Here is a 16,420-nt window from a genome sequence, read left to right as displayed (position 1 = left end):
TTGAAGATCCTTGTGTGCGCATGCGGTCCAATGGGTGTTGTTATGACCAAAGGCCCCGTCCGCCGCAAGGGGCAGAACCCTCCGAAAAAAGGTTCACGCCAGCGGCTACAATCGTTAAAAGGCACTCAATAATACCGCCATCGGAGAGATGCCCATGCCCGCCCCGAAGCCCGTTGTTCTGTGCATCCTCGACGGTTGGGGGCTGAGCGATGCGCGTGAAGGCAACGCGCCGCTACTGGCCCGAACGCCCACGATAGACGGGCTGATGGCAGACAATCCGCATGCGACGCTGACCACGTTCGGCCCCGACGTGGGGTTGCCGCGCGGCCAGATGGGCAATTCCGAAGTGGGCCACACCAATATCGGCGCCGGGCGGGTCGTGGCGATGGATCTGGGTCAGATAGATCTGGCAATCGAAGAGGGCAGTTTTGCCAAGAACCCGCCGCTGACCGCGTTTGTCGAAACGCTTCAACGGACCGGCGGCACCGCGCATTTGATGGGGGTCGTGTCGGACGGAGGCGTGCACGGGCATATCAACCATATGATTGCCGCGGTTAAGGCGCTTGATGAAGCCGGTATTCCCGTGGTGATCCATGCACTGACCGACGGTCGCGATGTTGCGCCAAAGTCGGCGGAGGCATTTTTCGAGACACTTGAAAACGCACTGCCCGAAGGTGTTCGCATCGGCACTGTCGCCGGTCGCTATTTCGCAATGGACCGCGACAATCGCTGGGACCGTGTCGCAAAAGCCTATGATGCGATCGTCAAGTCCGAGGGCATAGCTGCCCCCACCGCGCGGGCCGCTTTGAGTGCGGCTTATGATGCGGGAGAAACCGACGAATTCGTCAAACCGGCCGTGATCGAAGGCTACACCGGCGCGGCGGACGGAGACGGCTTTTTCTGTCTCAACTTTCGGGCGGACCGCGCCCGCGAGATCATGGCAGCATTGGCGGCACCCGAGTTCGACGGCTTTGACCGCCCGGACCCGATTGACTGGGCCGCGGTGATGGGGATGGCGGAATATTCGTCCGACCACGCGGCCTACATGACCACGATGTATCCCAAGCCCGAGATCAGAAATACATTGGGCGCTTGGGTCGCTTCAAAAGCATTGCGACAGTTCCGGCTCGCCGAGACCGAAAAATACCCCCATGTGACGTTCTTTCTGAACGGGGGGCAGGAAACGCCCGAAGAGGGCGAAGATCGGACAATGCCGAAATCTCCGGACGTGGCGACATATGATTTGCAGCCCGAGATGTCTGCGGGCGAAGTGACGGAGCGCTTCGTGGCTGCGATCGAAGCTGGCTATGATTTGATCGTCGTCAATTATGCAAACCCCGATATGGTGGGCCACACGGGCGATCTGGACGCTGCTATCGCTGCATGTGAGGCCGTCGACACAGGTCTGGGGCAGGCCGTCAAGGCGTTGAAGGACGTCGGCGGTGCAATGATTGTCTGTGCGGATCACGGCAATTGCGAAACCATGATCGACCCTGAAACCGGCGGTGCGCATACGGCCCACACGCTCAATCCTGTACCCGTGATTATCGTTGGCGGGCCCGAAGGTGCAGCTCTTCGTGACGGCCGTTTGGCCGATCTCGCGCCGACGTTGCTGAGGCTGATGGAGCTTGATGTGCCTGAGGAGATGACCGGAGAGAACCTGCTGTCATGAGAACCTTGCAAGCCATGTTTCTATGTCTGCTGTGCGCAAGCCCTTTGGGTGCACAGGATAATGATGCCGCCGCACAAGCGAGGGCGGCGATGGCATTGCTCGAAGATGCGAGTGCGCAGCTGGACGCAGCAGAAGGCGCCCGTGACCGCGTCCGCGCTTTGACAGAGACGATACAGGCCTTCGAGACCGGACTTGCCGCGATGCGGACCGGCCTGCGTCAGGCGGCGATCCGGGAGCGTCAACTCAGCAAACGCCTGCAGGCCCGCGAAGAAGAAGTGGCGCAACTGCTTGCCGTGCTTCAAAGCATCAGCGCCACCGGAAACCCGACCAGCTTTCTGCATCCTGACGGTCCGACAGGCACGGCCCGCGCGGGGCTTCTGCTCGCGGAACTGACACCGGCGCTCAACACCCGCGCAGACCAGTTGCGCGAGGATCTGGACGACGTGCAGACCCTTCGTATCCTGCAGACCGATGCCGCCGAACGCCTGCGCAACGGGTTGACCCAAATACAGGCCGCGCGCACCGCGCTCAATCAGGCAATGGCGAACCGTACGGATCTGCCCAGGCGTTTCACAGAAGATCCGGTTTCGACAGCGATCCTGATTGCGTCGACCGAAACGCTCGAGGGATTTGCATCAGGACTGTCGGAAATCGTGGCCGAAGAGAACCTTTCCGTGGAAACGCCCGTTTCCATAGCCGCCGAGATCGGCACGATTGGTCTGCCGGTGCAGGGGATTGTTTTGCGCGGCATGAACGAGCCCGACGCCGCTGGCATCGCGCGCCCCGGTATCCTGATCGCGACGCGCCCGCGCTCGATTGTCACATCGCCCACTGCCGCAACGATCAGGTACACGGGGCCGCTGCTTGATTTTGGCAATGTCATTATCCTTGAGCCGCGGGCGGACACGTTGTTCGTGCTGGCAGGGCTGGAGACGGTCTATGGTTCTGCAGGACAGGTGATTGCGGCGCAAACCCCGCTGGGCCTCATGGGAGGAGCGGTCGGCGGGGAATTGTCAACAGATGGTGATGGCACTGGCGCTGCGCGTTCAGAAACGCTCTATATGGAAGTAAGACAGGATAACGTTCCCCAGGACCCCGAAGCCTGGTTCAGAACCGATAAGGATGGTGAGTAGATGAAGAAATTTGTCATGGCAGCACTGGGCGGCACATTTGCCTCCGTTGTGGCCACAACGCAGATCGTGGGACCGTTGTTGGCGCAGGAAGCCGAACGGACATCGAATGTTTACGAACAACTGGACCTGTTCGGGGACATCTTTGAACGTATCCGTGCCCAATATGTGGAAGAGGTCGACAGCGGTGAGCTGATCGAGGCGGCGATTGACGGAATGCTGACATCGCTCGACCCGCATTCCAGCTATCTGTCGCCCAAGGACGCGACCAAGATGCGCGAACAGACCCGTGGCGAATTCGGCGGTCTGGGCATCGAGGTGACGCAGGAAGAGGGCTTTGTAAAAGTTGTCAGCCCGATCGATGGCACACCCGCCGACGAAGCGGGTATCGAAGCGGGTGATTTCATCACCCATGTGGACGGCGAGAGCCTGTTGGGGCTGGTGCTGGACGATGCGGTCGAACTGATGCGCGGGCCGGTCGGGTCCGAAATCATCATCACCGTGGTCCGCGAGGGCGAAGCGGAACCGTTTGATGTCTCGATCGTGCGCGACACGATCCAGTTGACCGCCGTGCGCAGCCGCGTGGAAGGCGACAGCGTGGTCCTACGTCTGACCACCTTCAATGAGCAGACCTATCCGAAGATGAAGGAAGGTCTGGAAAAGCAGGTCGAAGCGCTGGGCGGTATGGACAATGTGAACGGCGTTGTCATCGACATGCGCAACAATCCCGGCGGATTGCTCAATCAGGCGATTGCCGTGTCCGATGCTTTCCTCGAGGAAGGCGAAATTGTGAGCACCCGTGGCCGTCAGGCCGAGGACGGCGACCGCTTCAACGCCAAACCCGGTGATCTGGCCGAAGGCAAGCCGATCGTTGTTCTAATCAATGGTGGCTCGGCATCGGCGTCCGAGATTGTTGCCGGGGCATTGCAAGATCATCGCCGTGCTATCGTGATCGGCACAAAGAGCTTTGGTAAAGGGTCGGTGCAGACGGTCATGCCGCTGCGCAGCCAGGGTGCCATGCGCCTGACGACAGCGCGGTATTACACCCCATCCGGCCGCTCAATCCAGTCGCTGGGCGTGTCCCCCGATATCGTGGTTGCCCAACCGCAGCGCCGGCCGGAAGTCGAAGAGGAAGAATCGGCGCTGCGTCCGTCCCGCTCGGAAGCGGATCTGCGCGGCAGCCTGAATAACGACAGCCTGACCGAAGACGAAATCCAGCAGATCGAAGCGGATCGCGCCAAGGCGGATCAAGCTGCCGAGTTGCGCGAAGAGGATTATCAACTGGCCTACGCCATCGATATTCTCAAAGGTCTGACCGCTCTGGGCCCGCGCGAGTAAATTTTCGCTGGATAGACTAGGAAAAGGCCGCTCCGGACCGGGGCGGCCTTTTCTTTTGAGGCAGAACGCCCCTAGAACTGGGCATTGCTGCTGGACCAGACAGTGAGCGGGCCGACGGCATCGAAACCAATGCGCCGTGCAGAATCGAGAGTGTCTGCGCGCTCGTATCCGACAACCGGGCGATTTCCATCCAACGATCCTGCCGCCAATGCCGCTTCGGCAAACATTTCCGGGCTTTTGTCCGTGTCAAAAACGTTGGACAGACCGATGCAATCCGCCGACAAATTCGCGATGCAACCGGCTCTGAAGTTCCCATCGTTTGCCCGGCCCAAAAACCGGATATCGGCGAGGTCCAACAGATTGGGCGGGAACATCGCGTCTGTGTCCAGCGGGCTCCCGCGCCACCCCGCTTCCCATGCGCGCAATTCATCTGCATCCGCAATAAGGCGCCATCCGTCGGGTAACGCAACAGGTTGCGCTCGTCTATAAATCCACTGTGAGGTGAACAGCCGCTCAAAACCGAAAGGACCAAGATCAAGCTGGTCAAAGCTGTCTTTGACCGTAAGGGTCCGCCCATGCAGCGATGCTGTGTCCGCAAGCTCAGCGAGAAAGGAACCCGGATCGATCGGCGCGGTCAGAGAGACGGTTGCGTAATAGGGTGGGGGTTTGTCCACTGCGAAGAACGCGTGTGGCGGTCGCCGAAAGCGTAGTCCGTGTGCCCGGAACACGGCCTCATAAAGATCGGCGTTGTTGCGCGCGCCGATCAGGGCGCGGTCGTCAATCTGTTTCAAGACAGTGGCGGCGAAAGGCCCGTTTCAGCATGTCGAGTTCGGCGCGCAGCAGGTCGACTTCGACGCGCATATCATCGGCGAGTGCTTCGCCCGCCATCAAGGTGATCGCGCCGATCTGGTCATCGGATGACGCATCCGCAATGACGATGGTTTGCATCCCATCGGCAATCGCTTCCGCAGGGATCGGGATTTGGACGGCAAAGCCGGCATCGTTCTCCATGGCCGCGATCTGCACGCCATCCACGGCCCGCCCCGCATGGCTTACCTTCAGCTTCGGCGTATCGGCCGAACCGGTCAGCACACCTTCCCAAAGGCCTTGCCGCATCTGCGTTTTCGTCAATGTCAGATCTGTCATTCAACCGGCTCCTCAGATCTGGGCACGTGGCCGGCGCGAGAATGTCAGATCGCGCAGGGTCACCTCGTTCATCTCGGGGCCCTCGAATATCAGATCGATCCAAGCGCTTTCGACACGGCGTTCATTCAGGTTCGAATAGGCGAGATCGAATTCAACCGTCACCTGCGGTGCGTTCATGGGCAGCTCGCGGACCAGCTGTTCTGTGTTCGGGCCATTTTTGATGTTCAGCCGCGCAAAGATCTCGATCGGTTTTTCGAGCTCGATGATCGCGTCCATTCGCACCAGGTGTGATTTTTTCAGACCGGTCACCCCGTCCGTCGGCAAATCCAGCACCAGCGACAGGAATGATCCGTCAAACCGGAAGACGTCCATGCGCAATCCGTAGGGCGCAAGATCCTCTTCACGCAAATTGCGCAATTGGCGCAGGGTCAGTTCGGAATAGGCGCAATCGTGAAAGAGCGTTACTTCGTCGCCCAGCATCGAGCGGGTCTGCACGCTGCTGATACCTGGCTTCGGCAAGGGGCCGCGCCACAATTCAGGGCGCCATGCCCAGTCGGCGTTGTGTGGTTTGGGGAAGCTGCTGGAGCCGACAAGCGGTAAGGCCAACCGCTCGTCCGCGACATGGATCAACTCGTCGAGATGCGCCTTGAGCTGTCGTGCGCGCAGGCGCTGGCGGCGTAAAGCTGCCAGATCGGATGCCCGCGCCAGCCGCGCGACACGCGCCCACTTTGCGAGTGTGCGTGCGTAGAACGCGCTGTCGAAAATGCTGCTGCCGATTTTGGCCATGCCCGAGCCCTGTTGCCTGTCGTGCGTTGTTTTATGCCAGCCCGGTGGTTTCGATCAACTGAACGGGCCTGCGCCTTTGGGTCACAATTGCATTTTGCGAGGGGATCGCGCAAGCGGCGCAGATCATTCAGCCGCTGATTTCGCGGCGGTTGCGGCGAACATGCGGCGGATCATGAGCGCGCCTTCGGCCGAAACTGCGCGCCCGTTCGTTGGCCCGTAAAACGCAGCACCCATCACCACAGTGCCCACCTGCGACAACGCGCGCCAATGTGCTGTGTCCATGCCATCGACAGGGGGCGTGCCGCGTGTCTTGTAAAGGACAACATCTCCCTTTGTGACCACGTCCGCGGGGGCCGACACACCGGCAGCCGCACTGATTTCCAGCGGCGTGGGCTGCCGTGCATTGCGCCCCACCCGCGTCAGGCTCAGCGTCATGACACCCAGCGGCGCTCCGGCGGCCCCTGTGGGCGCGCCGAGTACGTCACAGCGGGCCAGCAATGCGAACTCCTGCCGCAGGGTTTGAGGATCGATGCAGAACCCGTCCGGCGGGACCAATGCAATATCCCCGCCCATCATGCGGGCCTGTGTCAATGGCGGTTTGGCAGGCGTCTGTGCCCCTGAAGGTAAGGCAAGCCCAGAAAGAAAACCGGGCGTGCCGGCGCCCGGCTCACAGGCGCTCAGGAAAACTGCAGCAACGAGCCCGCCAAGCGCCTTACAGCTCCATGTAGTCATGCGTTTCTTTCGCAGCACCCGGATGCGTGACCGCGCCAAGATAGGTCGGTCCGACCAACTGGGCGTACTTCCACAGCGCACCGGAGGCATAGTTTGTCTCCCGCGGGCCCTTCCAATCGGCCTTGCGCGCGGCAAGTTCGTCATCGCTCAGGTCGACAGAGATGGAGCCGGTGATCGCATCGATCGTGATCATGTCGCCGTTCTTCAGCAGGCCGATCGGGCCGCCCATCGCAGCCTCCGGTCCCACGTGGCCGACACAGAAGCCGCGCGTGGCGCCGGAGAACCGACCGTCAGTAATCAGCGCGACCTTCTTGCCCATACCCTGACCCGAAAGCGCCGCCGTGGTGGCCAGCATCTCGCGCATACCGGGGCCGCCACGCGGACCCTCATTGCGGATGACAAATACATCGCCTTCGGAATACGTGCGGTTCTGCACCGCTTCAAACGCGTCCTGTTCACATTCGAAGATGAGCGCCGGGCCGGTAAACACGATGTCTTCTTCGCCCATACCCGCGATCTTCACGATCGCACCTTCGGGGGCGAGATTGCCTTTCAGGCCAACGACACCGCCGGTGGTCGACAGGGGCGTTTTGACAGAATGGATGACCTTGCCGTCTGCTTCGCGCTCGATCTTGTCCAGCTCTTCGCCCATCGAGTAGCCGGTGACGGTCATGCAGTCTTCGTGGATCAGGCCGGCCTTGCGCAATTCGCGCATCACAACCGGCACCCCGCCCGCTTCGTAAAGGTCCTTGGCGACGTATTGGCCACCGGGCTTCATGTCGACGAAGTAGGGCGTGTCACGGAAAATATCGCAGACATCTTCGAGGAAGAATTCGATGCCGGCCTCGTGGGCCATGGCGGGCAGGTGCAGGCCCGCGTTGGTCGAGCCGCCTGTGCAAGCCACGATACGCGCCGCATTTTCAAATGCTTCACGAGTGCAGATGTCGCGGGCGCGGATGTTCTTTTCGATCAGGTTCATGACGGCCGCACCCGATGCGCGGGCGTATTCGTCGCGGCTTTCGTAAGGGGCGGGCGCTCCGGAAGAATTCGGCAGGGCGAGGCCGATCGCCTCGGAGACGCAAGCCATCGTGTTGGCGGTGAACTGGCCGCCGCACGCGCCCGCGGACGGGCACGCCACCCGTTCAAGCACCTCGAGTGCCGCTTCGGACATCGTGCCATTCTGGAAATTGCCGACCGCCTCGAACATGTCCTGAACCGTCAGATCGCGGTCGGCAAACCCTTCGGGCACATCGGCACCTTTGGGCGCTTTGCCCGGAAGGATGGAGCCACCATACATAAAGACCGAAGGCACATTCAGACGCAGCATGGCCATCATCATACCGGGGAGCGATTTGTCACAGCCGGCCAGCCCGACAAGCGCGTCATAGCAGTGACCGCGCATTGTCAACTCGACCGTGTCGGCAATCGCCTCACGCGACGCAAGTGAGGACCGCATGCCTTCGTGGCCCATCGCGATGCCGTCGGTGACGGTGATTGTGGTGAACTCGCGCGGTGTTCCTTCGTTATTGGCCACACCGACCTTGACCGATTGGGCCTGCCTGTTTAGCGCGATGTTGCAGGGTGCCGCTTCGTTCCAGCAGGTCGCAACGCCGACCAGAGGCTGGTGAATCTCTGTTTCGGTCATGCCCATCGCATAATAGTAAGACCGGTGCGGTGCGCGCGCGGGGCCTTCGGTGACATGGCGGCTGGGCAATCTGGACTTGTCGAAACGGGCGTTGGTGGACATCGGTAGCTCCCTGGCGATCTGGTTTGTTACCGCAATACTGGCGCATTGCGTTTGCTGCAAGCGTCCTGCGCCTGTGGCACGTTGTAAACCACTGTGCGAAACTCTAAGTTGCGACAGGCCCTGTCAGATGAAAGTCGCGCCATGGAACGCAGCCTGTTTGCCTTTATCTGGAAATACTCCAAGCGCGAGCAGTTGGGCCTGTTGGCCTTTACCCTTTTCACGTTTCCCTTTTTGTACGCCACGCTCGAGTTGCCCAAGCGTATCATCAACGATGCCATTGGCGCGGAATCCGACAGTATCGAGATACTCGGCTACGAGATGAGCCAGATCCAGTTTCTGGCCGCCCTGTGCTTTGGCTATCTGGGTGCGGTGCTGGTCCACGGGCTTTTGAAGATGCGGCTCAATACCATGAAGGGTGTTCTGGCCGAGCGCATGTTGCGACGTTTCCGCTACAAGCTGGTTGGCCGGATGATGCGGTTCCCCAAACGGTATTTCGAAACCACCAGCCAGGGCGAAATGGTCAGCATGGTGACCTCCGAAGCCGAACCCATGGGCGGCCTGATGGGCGATTTTATTGCGCAGCCGGTATTTCAGGCAGGCCAGATGCTCATCATCGTGGTCTTCTTGTTCCTGCAGTCGGTCTGGTTCGGTCTGGCCGGTATCGCGCTGATCCCGTTGCAGGCCTACATCATTCCCATGCTGCAACGGCAGATCAATCTGCTCAACAAAGAGCGGATCAAGGAAGTCCGGCATCTGTCAGCGGAGATCGGAGAGACGGCCGCGGGCATTACCGATTTGCGCACCAATGGCGGTTGGCGGTTCCGGTTGGCGGGCTTCACCGACCGGTTGGGTATTCTGTTCAACATCCGGTTCAAGATTTACCAGAAAAAGTTCTTCATGAAGTTTCTCAACAACTTCATCACACAGCTGACGCCCTTCTTTTTCTATCTCGTCGGCGGCATTCTCGCCATCCGCGGCGAAATCACGGTGGGTGCACTTGTCGCGGCACTTGCAGCATACAAGGACCTCAGCAGCCCTTGGAAGGAACTGCTTGCCTATTACAACCAGACACAGGATATGGCGCTGCGCTGGGACGTGGTGGTTGAGCGTTTTGCCCCGCGCGGGATGATCGACGAGAGCCTGTTTGTGGGCAGCCCCGAGGAGATACCGCACCTCAAGGGACGGATCGAAATCGACACCGTCACTGTGCGAAATGCCGACGGAAACGCCGTGCTCGATGGCTTTAGTCTCGAAATCCCTTCCGGTGCGCAGGTCGCGATCAAGGCGTCGACCCAATCGGAACGGCGCGCAGTGGCCGAACTGCTGACCCGCGAAGTGATCCCTGCCCGTGGCAGTGTGCGGATGGCGGGCCACGATATCGCGACCCTGCATCAAACGGTGATTGCCGCGCGGATCGGCTATGTGCAGCCGCAGCCCTATCTTTTCAGCGGTACCGTTGGCGACAATCTCTTGATGTCATTGCGTACCAGCCCCAAGACCGTTTTGTGGGATCCCAACCACCGTGACCGCGACGGGATCGAAGCGGAGCGTTCGGGCAACAGCCGCGACAGCCTGAAGGCCGAGTGGCTCGATCCCGAGCTTGCCGGACTGGCAACGCGGGACGACATCAACAAGTGGTGGTTCGAGCTGTCCCGCACGCTGGGCACGGACGAGCAGATGTTCCGTGCGATGCTGGGTTCGCGGATGGATCCCGGCCGACACCCTGAGCTGGCAATGAAGATCGTCGGCCTGCGCGACGAAGTGGCCGAGCGTTTGGCCGAAGAGGGGCTGGACAAGGCGATCTACCGTTTCGACCCCGATGCCTTCAACCCGGCGGTCCCGCTGGGGGGCAACCTGATGTTCGCGGCACCGAGGCGGGACATCAGCCAGCAGGGTCTGGCGGCCGAAAAAGCGTTCTTGTCGATGATCATCGAACAGGGATTGGCCGAACAGGCCATCGCCATTTCGCAAACGCTGGTTGAAACCCTGCACGAAACATTCGGGCGCGATGGCACCAGTCATCCGCTTTTTACGGCGCTCGGGATCGATGAAGAACTCTACGAAAAGCTGGTGGATATCGCGCAGCGGCGCAGGGACAAGGGAGATGGTTCGCTGGACGAAGAAGAATTTGCACTTCTTCTCACCGTTCCTTTTGCCTTTACCGCAGAGCAGATCGGCCCGGCCTTCCCCGAAAGCTTCAAGGAAGAAATTCTCAACATCCGTCGCAGCCGTGCTGCCGCCTTGCGCGAGCGTGCGCAAGAGATGTTCGTGCCGATTGATCCGGGCAACTATCTGCCGCGCCTGACCCTTTTGGAAAACCTGATCTATGGCCGTGTGTCGAGCATCGCAGGCGTGCAGACAGACCTTATTGTCGATGCGGTATCGGACATTCTACGGGCCCATGATCTGCGCCAGCCGGTCGCGACGAACGTGTTTGACGTGCGCACGACAATCGGTGGTGCGAACCTGCCGCAGGTGGTGCACGAACGCGCCGCATTCAGCCGCGCAACGATCAAGAAACCGGATGTTCTGATCTTTGATCAGGCTCTCGCGGGCAGTGAACTGGCAGTGACGCGCCAGCGCCTGCGCAATTTGCTCCCCGACACGACGCTGATCTTTCTCAACGAACGGTTCGATGAAACTGACACCTATGACATGTACGTTGAGATCATGCATGGGCAGGTGGACGGTGTTGAAAAGTCGGAACGTCACGGCACGGAACAGACCGCTTCGGCGGATTTGCGACGCAAGCTCGGTGCCATCCAGCGGGCGGAGCTGTTTCACAATCTGGATGCGCGCAGCCAGCGGCTGCTGGCCTTTGCCGCGCAATGGTACGAAGCGCAGCCCGGCACGCGCATCTTCAGCGAGGGTCAGCAGGCCGATGCGGTTTATCTGTGCCTGTCAGGTCTTGCCGAATTGACGTTCCTTGATGCCAACGGCGACCGGCAGCATATTTCCACGGTCGAGCCCGGTCGCGTCATCGGGGATCTCGCCATCATTGTGCGCGAACCGCGCCAAGTTGATCTGGATACTTTGGAGCACACGACCTTCCTGCGCATCGGAGCCGAGCAGTTCCGCTCGGTTGTCGAAAATGACCGGGAGGTTCTAATGAGTTTGCTGCGGACGGTTGCGGGTCATCTATCGGGGGCGGCCGAATTGATCCGCAGCTCGGGTATCGAAGTGCCGCGTGAAATGGGGCCGCCCCTTCCGCCCATTGATCCTGACGAGGGGTCACTGTGACCGACGCGCGGTCCTATGCAGGTTATGCCGCGCATCCTGCCCACTACGGCGTGGCCCTGCCAACTTCCGAGCTTTGGCGCACAGTGTTGGGGCTTGCCGCGATGGTCGTGCTCTATCTGTTGCTGGGCATCGTGTATCAGCAGTTCCTATTCCTGTGGGCTGCTGGCGATTTTGCCGCCCTCGAAACGCTTGAAACAGGCAGCACACCGCAGGCAATGTACTGGATCCTGTTCAGCTTTGGCCTGATTACCGCAGCAGTGGTGTTTGTCACGCAAACCGTGCACCGCCGCGCAGGGATCAGCGTTTTGGGGCGTCTCGATCTTCTGCTGCCGCAGATGGCACGGGTCTTTGTTGTCTTGCTGGTTCTGATGATCGCCCTGGCCGTTTTGCCGCCCTATGACATGGGGGGGCCGCTGACGCCGAACATGGCGCCGGGGCTTTGGGCGACATTGCTGCCGATATCGTTGCTTGCGGTTTTTGTGCAGATCAGCGCCGAGGAGGTTCTGTTTCGGGGGTTCTTGCAGCAACAGCTTGCCGCGCGGTTTTCTTCTCCGTTGATCTGGATGGTCGTGCCCTCGGCGCTGTTTGCGATCGGCCATTACCAACCATCGGAAGCGGGATCCAATGCGCTGCTCATCACCTTGTGGGCGGGAATGTTCGGCATGCTGATGGCAGACCTCACCGCGCGCGCCGGCAGTTTGGGGCCTGCGCTCGTTGTGCACTTTTTGAACAACGTCGTGGCAATGCTCATCACTTCGGTTCCCGACAGCCTGTCAGGTCTTGCTCTTTTCCTTGCGCCTTTCGGTCTGGGTGACGAGGAAGCGTTGCGGGCGTGGTTGCCGGTGGATTTTGCCATGATGGTCGTGTTCTGGCTTGGCGCGCGTCTGGCCCTGCGCCGTTGATTGCATTTCCTGACGCAGCGTCTTATCTGGGTGCAAAGCCCAGATGCGAAAAGGTGCAGCATGAACTGGATCAACAACTACGTGCGTCCGCGCATCAATTCGATCTTCTCGCGTCGCGAAACGCCCGAGAACCTTTGGACGAAATGCGACGATTGCGGCACGATGCTGTTCCACCGGGAACTTGCGGATAATCTCAACGTCTGCACCAACTGCGGCCACCATATGCACATCACCCCACGGGCGCGGTTTGGTGCGTTGTTCGATGGCGGCATCTTCAACGAGGTCGCGGTACCCGCCCCGACCACCGATCCACTGCAATTCCGCGATCAGAAGAAATACCCGGACCGGTTGCGCGCTGCACAAAAGCAGACCGGTGAAGCCGAGGCGATGCTGGTTGCGACGGGGGAAATCGGGCGCACGCCGATCGTGGCCTGCGCGCAGGACTTCAGCTTTATGGCGGGGTCGATGGGGATGTATGTCGGCAACGCGATTATCGCCGCGGCCGAAGAAGCCGTGAAGCTGCACCGTCCGCTGGTGCTGTTCTCGGCGGCCGGCGGGGCCCGCATGCAAGAAGGCATCCTCAGCCTGATGCAGATGCCGCGTACCACCGTGGCGATCCAGATGCTCAAAGAAGCAAATCTGCCCTACATCGTTGTTTTGACACATCCGACGACAGGCGGTGTGACAGCCAGCTATGCGATGCTGGGCGATGTCCATATCGCCGAGCCCAACGCGCTGATCTGTTTTGCCGGTCCCCGGGTGATTGAACAGACGATCCGGGAAAAGCTGCCCGAAGGCTTCCAGCGCGCGGAATATCTTCTCGAGCACGGGATGCTGGACCGTGTGACGCCACGCACCGACATGCGACGCGAACTGATCACCATCACCCGCATGCTTTTGGGCATGCCGCCGGCGGTCTGGGGTGATCTGCCTGCGCCTGCAAAACCCGAAAGCGACGCAGACATCGCTGCGGCGGAAGATGCCGAAGCCGACACAAAATGACGGCGCGCACATCGGACCACATCCTCGAGCGGATGATGGCATTGCACCCCAAGGTGATCGATCTGACGCTGGATCGGATGTACTGCCTGCTGAAAGCGCTCGGGAACCCGCAAGACGATCTGCCCGGTGTGATCCACATCGCGGGAACAAATGGCAAAGGGTCCACCCAAGCGATGATCCGCGCGGGATTGGAGGCCGCGGGCAAACGCGTGCATGCCTATACCTCGCCCCACCTTGCTCGCTTCAATGAACGCATTCGCCTTGCCGGAGAGCTGATCGAAGAGGACGCGCTCAGCGCTGTGTTGGACGAGTGCTACGCCGCGAATGGCGATGCCGAAATCACCTATTTCGAAATCACGACCTGCGCTGCATTGCTGGCCTTTGCCCGTACACCGGCGGATTATACCCTGCTCGAAGTCGGGTTGGGCGGCCGTCTGGATGCCACGAACGTGGTTGATGATCCTGTCATGACGGTAATCACCCCGGTGTCGCTGGATCATCAGCAGTTTTTGGGGAACACACTTCCCGAGATTGCTGGCGAAAAGGCGGGCATCATCAAACGTCGGGTGCCGTGTGTCGTGGGTCCGCAGGCCTCCGAAGGGTTGGACGTGATCGAGGCGGTTGCCGCACGCCATTTCGCGCCGTTGCAAATTTTCGGCCAGCATTGGCAGGTCTCCCGTGAAGCGGGCAGGCTGGTCTATCAGGATGAAACCGGATTACTGGACCTTCCTTTGCCGCGGTTGCCCGGTGCGCATCAGGTCCAGAATGCCGGCATGGCGCTGAACGTATTGCGCCAGTTGGGATGCGGCGAGGACGCGTGCGAAGCAGCCGTTTCCAAGCCGTATTGGCCTGCACGAATGCAGCTTCTCAAGGAGGGGCCATTGGTTGAACAGGCAGGAAACGCCGATATCTGGCTCGACGGTGGCCACAACCCGGCCGCGGGGCACGCGCTCGCCGAGGTTTTGCAAGAGCTGCCACGGCGACCGACATATCTGATCTGTGGCATGCTCAATACCAAGGATACCGCAGGGTACCTATCCCCGCTCGCCACGCAGGTCGAAGGGCTTTTTGCAGTATCGATCCCGGGGGAAGCGGCAACCCTTGAAGCATCCGAGACGGCAAAGATGGCCGCGGGCGTCGGAATGGATGCCCATGTTTCGAACACCGTCTCAAACGCGCTCGGAGCGATCCTTTCGATCAATCCCGATGCGCGGGTGCTCATCTGCGGTTCGCTGTATCTTGCTGGCAACATCCTGCGCGAGAACGCTTAGAGTTTCCTTCATCAATCTACTCGATATTGACCGGAACGCGGCGTGGCTTCTATATCTTGACCCAACGACAAGGTAGGCGCCCCAGAGGCAGGCCACCGGACAAGACCGAGGAAACACGATGAGCAACCAGCAGATTACACCAGGCGAAAACCGTCCGGCGTTCGGGCGCCAATTGATCGTTATTGCCGCGGCACTCGCGGTTATGGCGGCAGGTGCATTGACACTGCTGAACATGCAGGCTCCGTACCATCCCGCTGATTTCAGTGACGTGCCGTACGACATGGACGACGAAGTAAGCCGGGACGATGCCGTTTTGTTGAACGTTTCCGCAGGAAACTAGCGCCCGATCTCGCTGTCGGGTCGCTGCACCCAGTCTTCGCTTTGCATTTCGCGCAGGCGTGACGCGGTGCGTTCGAATTCAAACGTGCCCTCACCTTCAAGATACAGCATTTCCGGCGCCGCCGCAGCCGAACAGATGAGCCGGACTTTTGCCTCGTAAAGAGCGTCAATCAGCGTGACGAAACGTTTCGCTTCGTTAAAATTGCTCCGTCCAAGGGTCGGAATATCATCCAGCACCAGAACCCGCACAGTTTCGGCCACGGCAAGGTAATCGGCAGGTCCCAAGGGTACCCCGCACAGATCATGGAAACGCGCCCGGCCGATGCCATTGCGGAACCCCGGCAGCGTCACGCTGCGGCCCTTCACCGTCAGGGTCAGCGGTTCGGCCTCTCCGCCTGTCAGATCGCGCCAAACGGCAGCCATCGCGGTGCGGGCCTCGGCATTGGCGGGGGTGAAGTAAACAGGACTGCCCGCCAATCTGTCCTGCCGGTAGTCCGTAGGGCTGGCAAGTTCGTGCACGACCATACGGTCCTTGATCAGCTCGATAAACGGCACAAACAGATTGCGGTTCAATCCATCTTTATAAAGATCATCCGGAATACGGTTCGACGTGGTGATGACCACAATACCGGCAGCGAACAGCTTTTCGAACAGCCGCCCCACGATCATTGCATCGGTGATGTCGGTGATCTGCATCTCGTCAAATGCAAGCAGCCGGACAGATTTGGCGACAGCGTCGGCCACAGGCGCAATTGCGTCATCTGCGCCGGTTTTGCGGACCTCGTGCATCGCCGCGTGAATTTCCTGCATGAAAGCGTGAAAGTGGACGCGGCGCGCGGGAATATCATCGAGGCTGTCGACAAAGAGATCCATCAACATCGATTTTCCGCGCCCCACACCACCCCAAAGGTAAAGACCTTTCGGCGGTTCCGGCGCGCGTCGGAACAGGCCCTTTTTGACGGGCACCATCAGCGCGTCGCGGATGCGGTCGAATTCCGGCATGACTGCTTCCTGGGCGGGATCAGGCTGCAGCTTTCCTTCGGCGATCAGGTCTTCATATGTGCGGCGCAAACTGGTCATGAAACTGTCCTACCCGCGCAGGAGATCGTTGGAAA

The 16,420-nt window shown here is 60.2% G+C and carries 14 protein-coding genes; 8 read left to right on the top strand and 6 right to left on the bottom strand.

Annotated features, from left to right (window positions below):
• Window positions 1–154: 154 nt before the first annotated feature.
• Genes gpmI through K3756_RS16825 form a run of 3 tightly spaced genes read left to right on the top strand, consistent with a single transcriptional unit; the run spans window position 155 to window position 4,140 of the window.
• A complete protein-coding gene (gene gpmI, locus K3756_RS16835; RefSeq protein ID WP_259989402.1) occupies window positions 155–1,672 on the top strand; it encodes a 2,3-bisphosphoglycerate-independent phosphoglycerate mutase in 1,518 nt (505 codons plus the stop codon).
• Window positions 1,669–2,805: a murein hydrolase activator EnvC family protein gene (locus tag K3756_RS16830; protein WP_409202408.1), complete on the top strand. Its 1,137-nt coding sequence runs from the start codon at window positions 1,669–1,671 to the stop codon at window positions 2,803–2,805. The genes gpmI and K3756_RS16830 overlap by 4 nt, the downstream gene beginning before the upstream one ends.
• A complete protein-coding gene (locus K3756_RS16825; RefSeq protein ID WP_259989400.1) occupies window positions 2,806–4,140 on the top strand; it encodes a S41 family peptidase in 1,335 nt (444 codons plus the stop codon). It begins immediately after the preceding gene.
• A gap of 71 nt (window positions 4,141–4,211) precedes the next feature.
• Here K3756_RS16825 and K3756_RS16820 read toward each other — a convergent pair whose 3' ends face one another.
• From K3756_RS16820 to ilvD, 5 genes are all read right to left on the bottom strand, one after another.
• Window positions 4,212–4,931 (bottom strand): hypothetical protein, encoded by a 720-nt coding sequence (locus K3756_RS16820; RefSeq protein WP_259989398.1) that lies wholly within the window; start codon window positions 4,929–4,931, stop codon window positions 4,212–4,214.
• The gene (locus tag K3756_RS16815; RefSeq protein ID WP_259989396.1) at window positions 4,918–5,286 is read right to left on the bottom strand and encodes a hypothetical protein; all 369 of its coding nucleotides are present in this window, start codon (window positions 5,284–5,286) and stop codon (window positions 4,918–4,920) included. The genes K3756_RS16820 and K3756_RS16815 overlap by 14 nt, the downstream gene beginning before the upstream one ends.
• A 12-nt stretch (window positions 5,287–5,298) precedes the next feature.
• Complete coding sequence (locus K3756_RS16810; RefSeq protein WP_259989394.1) at window positions 5,299–6,072, bottom strand: DUF6478 family protein; 774 nt, start codon at window positions 6,070–6,072, stop codon at window positions 5,299–5,301.
• Between the two features lie 123 nt (window positions 6,073–6,195).
• Complete coding sequence (locus tag K3756_RS16805; protein ID WP_259989392.1) at window positions 6,196–6,645, bottom strand: hypothetical protein; 450 nt, start codon at window positions 6,643–6,645, stop codon at window positions 6,196–6,198.
• Window positions 6,646–6,784: 139 nt separating this feature from the next.
• Window positions 6,785–8,551, bottom strand: a complete 1,767-nt coding sequence (gene ilvD / locus K3756_RS16800; RefSeq protein WP_259989390.1) for a dihydroxy-acid dehydratase — start codon at window positions 8,549–8,551, stop codon at window positions 6,785–6,787.
• Window positions 8,552–8,692: 141 nt separating this feature from the next.
• Between ilvD and K3756_RS16795 the strand changes: the two genes are divergently transcribed.
• The 5 genes from K3756_RS16795 to K3756_RS16775 all read left to right on the top strand — a co-directional run bounded on the left by K3756_RS16795 (window position 8,693) and on the right by K3756_RS16775 (window position 15,306).
• Window positions 8,693–11,791, top strand: a complete 3,099-nt coding sequence (locus K3756_RS16795; RefSeq protein ID WP_259989388.1) for an ABC transporter transmembrane domain-containing protein — start codon at window positions 8,693–8,695, stop codon at window positions 11,789–11,791.
• Window positions 11,788–12,693, top strand: coding sequence for a CPBP family intramembrane glutamic endopeptidase (locus tag K3756_RS16790; protein WP_259989386.1), 906 nt, complete (start codon window positions 11,788–11,790; stop codon window positions 12,691–12,693). Before K3756_RS16795 ends, K3756_RS16790 begins: the two co-directional genes overlap by 4 nt.
• Before the next feature lie 60 nt (window positions 12,694–12,753).
• Window positions 12,754–13,695, top strand: a complete 942-nt coding sequence (gene accD / locus K3756_RS16785; protein WP_259989384.1) for an acetyl-CoA carboxylase, carboxyltransferase subunit beta — start codon at window positions 12,754–12,756, stop codon at window positions 13,693–13,695.
• On the top strand, window positions 13,692–14,966 hold the full coding sequence (locus K3756_RS16780) for a folylpolyglutamate synthase/dihydrofolate synthase family protein (protein ID WP_259989382.1): 1,275 nt from the start codon (window positions 13,692–13,694) through the stop codon (window positions 14,964–14,966). Before accD ends, K3756_RS16780 begins: the two co-directional genes overlap by 4 nt.
• Before the next feature lie 118 nt (window positions 14,967–15,084).
• Window positions 15,085–15,306: a hypothetical protein gene (locus K3756_RS16775; RefSeq protein ID WP_259989380.1), complete on the top strand. Its 222-nt coding sequence runs from the start codon at window positions 15,085–15,087 to the stop codon at window positions 15,304–15,306.
• Here the strand turns inward: K3756_RS16775 and zapE are convergent.
• On the bottom strand, window positions 15,303–16,385 hold the full coding sequence (zapE, locus tag K3756_RS16770) for a cell division protein ZapE (protein ID WP_259989378.1): 1,083 nt from the start codon (window positions 16,383–16,385) through the stop codon (window positions 15,303–15,305). The two genes, K3756_RS16775 and zapE, sit on opposite strands and share 4 nt — an antisense overlap.
• Between the last annotated feature and the right edge of the window lie 35 nt (window positions 16,386–16,420).

The sequence above is a fragment of the Sulfitobacter sp. S190 genome, assembly GCF_025141935.1.
Taxonomy (GTDB): Bacteria; Pseudomonadota; Alphaproteobacteria; order Rhodobacterales; family Rhodobacteraceae; genus Sulfitobacter.
This window is presented reverse-complemented; position numbering and strand designations above follow the sequence as displayed.

Coding starts and splice junctions, on each gene's coding strand:
- gpmI (WP_259989402.1), top strand. CDS start 155: ATGCCCGCCCCGAAGCCCGTTGTTCTGTGCATCCTCGACGGTTGGGGG.
- K3756_RS16830 (WP_409202408.1), top strand. CDS start 1,669: ATGAGAACCTTGCAAGCCATGTTTCTATGTCTGCTGTGCGCAAGCCCT.
- K3756_RS16825 (WP_259989400.1), top strand. CDS start 2,806: ATGAAGAAATTTGTCATGGCAGCACTGGGCGGCACATTTGCCTCCGTT.
- K3756_RS16815 (WP_259989396.1), bottom strand. CDS start 5,286: ATGACAGATCTGACATTGACGAAAACGCAGATGCGGCAAGGCCTTTGG.
- K3756_RS16810 (WP_259989394.1), bottom strand. CDS start 6,072: ATGGCCAAAATCGGCAGCAGCATTTTCGACAGCGCGTTCTACGCACGC.
- K3756_RS16805 (WP_259989392.1), bottom strand. CDS start 6,645: ATGGGCGGGGATATTGCATTGGTCCCGCCGGACGGGTTCTGCATCGAT.
- ilvD (WP_259989390.1), bottom strand. CDS start 8,551: ATGTCCACCAACGCCCGTTTCGACAAGTCCAGATTGCCCAGCCGCCAT.
- K3756_RS16795 (WP_259989388.1), top strand. CDS start 8,693: ATGGAACGCAGCCTGTTTGCCTTTATCTGGAAATACTCCAAGCGCGAG.
- accD (WP_259989384.1), top strand. CDS start 12,754: ATGAACTGGATCAACAACTACGTGCGTCCGCGCATCAATTCGATCTTC.
- K3756_RS16780 (WP_259989382.1), top strand. CDS start 13,692: ATGACGGCGCGCACATCGGACCACATCCTCGAGCGGATGATGGCATTG.
- K3756_RS16775 (WP_259989380.1), top strand. CDS start 15,085: ATGAGCAACCAGCAGATTACACCAGGCGAAAACCGTCCGGCGTTCGGG.
- zapE (WP_259989378.1), bottom strand. CDS start 16,385: ATGACCAGTTTGCGCCGCACATATGAAGACCTGATCGCCGAAGGAAAG.